At 56.7% G+C, this 1430-nt stretch carries 2 pseudogenes; both read right to left on the bottom strand.

Features of this window, described 5'->3' with window-relative positions:
- Positions 1 to 174: 174 nt before the first annotated feature.
- Positions 175 to 1235: pseudogene (locus AC1D1Z_RS37395) on the bottom strand (IS630 family transposase).
- An 86-nt stretch (positions 1236 to 1321) separates the two neighbouring features.
- Positions 1322 to 1430: pseudogene (locus tag AC1D1Z_RS37390) on the bottom strand (IS6 family transposase); the annotation flags it as partial.

Raw genomic sequence — 1430 nt, 5'->3', positions numbered from 1 at the left:
GGACAATGATGGGTCCGGAACGCAGGTGTGGCGTATCCAAGACTCTGAGGCGGTGAGGCTGGGTGTTTCCAATCCCGAGCAGGGCGCGGGGACCTATATTAAAAGGGGCAAACGGGCCTCGATTTGGGCGGCACTTCGAGAAGACACTCCTTGGTTTATACCAACGAGCGCTAATCAAAACCGGTGCGCCCAGTCACGCATTCCAATCGACATGATCTTCCACGGCTGAGCGACCAGCTTGTTCCATGCGTCGCAGCAATGGGCGACGATGTCCTCGTAATCGTTGAAGATCCGGTTGGACAACCAGTTGTCACGCAGAAATTGCCACACGTTCTCGACGGGATTTAATTCGGGCGATCGTGGCGGCAGGAAGAGCAGTGTGATGTTGTTGGGCACGTCGAGCTTCGGCGTGACATGCCACCCCGCCTGATCAACGATCAGCACGGCATGAGCGCCGTCATCGACGGCCTGGCTGATTTCGATCAAATGCATGGTTCATGGCGCTGGTGTCGCAGTAGGGAAGAACGAGACCCGCACCTTTGCCCTTCTTGGGGCAGATAGCGCCGAAGATATAGGTCCACATCGTGCGTTGATCGTGTGGTGCCGAAGGCCTTGTTCCCTTGCGTGCCCATCGCCGGGTGATCTTGTTCTTTTGGCCTATCCGAGCTTCGTCGGCCCACCAGAGCTCGATCTCGACGTTCTTCGGGAGCCTGCCTTTGATTGCTGCCAGTGTGGCGGGGAAGTTTTTTTAAAACTCTCCAGGTCGCCTTCGTTCTGGGCGTAATGGCGCGGGCGGGCAGACAGCTTTGCAAAGCCGAGCGCCTTCAATTCGCGGCCAATGGTCGTTTCATCGACGGATATCTGATATTCTTGGAACAGCCATTGAGCAAGATCCTTGCGCCGCCAGCGCACAACGCCATGCACCGCCGGTATCGGGCCACTTTCGACGATCTTTGCCAAAGCCTGGCGATGCACGTCGGAAAGCTTTCCTTGATTGCCGGGTGCTTTGCCATTGATGAGCCCTACGGGCCACGCGCRTTGAAGCGAATAACCCACTCGCGGACAATTTGCAGGGTCACGCCTCCGATCCTGGCCGCATCGCTGCGGGAATGGCCATCATAGATTTCGGCAAGGGCAAGAAGCCGCCGAGCCTGTGCTGCATCCTTCGTGCCTTTGGCCAACGCCCGAAGAGCGAAGCCGTCGAAGTCATCGCGCAGTGGAATTCCTGATGTCATCCGCAAACCTCCGTTTGCGGTATTGATTCAGAAATCAACTGATTTGGAAACCTCAAAAAGAGTCACAGGTCGCTCACGCTGGTATTAACGTAGGTCTCGTCAATCCGAACCGATCCGCAATGCGGCCGGCGAAACTGGCGAAGACGCTTCTCGATCATCGGCGCATAGCTCAATACCCAGCGGTTGATCGTGCTA

The sequence above is a fragment of the Rhizobium sp. P1_E1 genome, assembly GCF_056406015.1.
The sequence above is the reverse complement of the archived record's forward strand: the minus strand, read 5'-3'. Positions and strand labels throughout refer to the sequence as shown.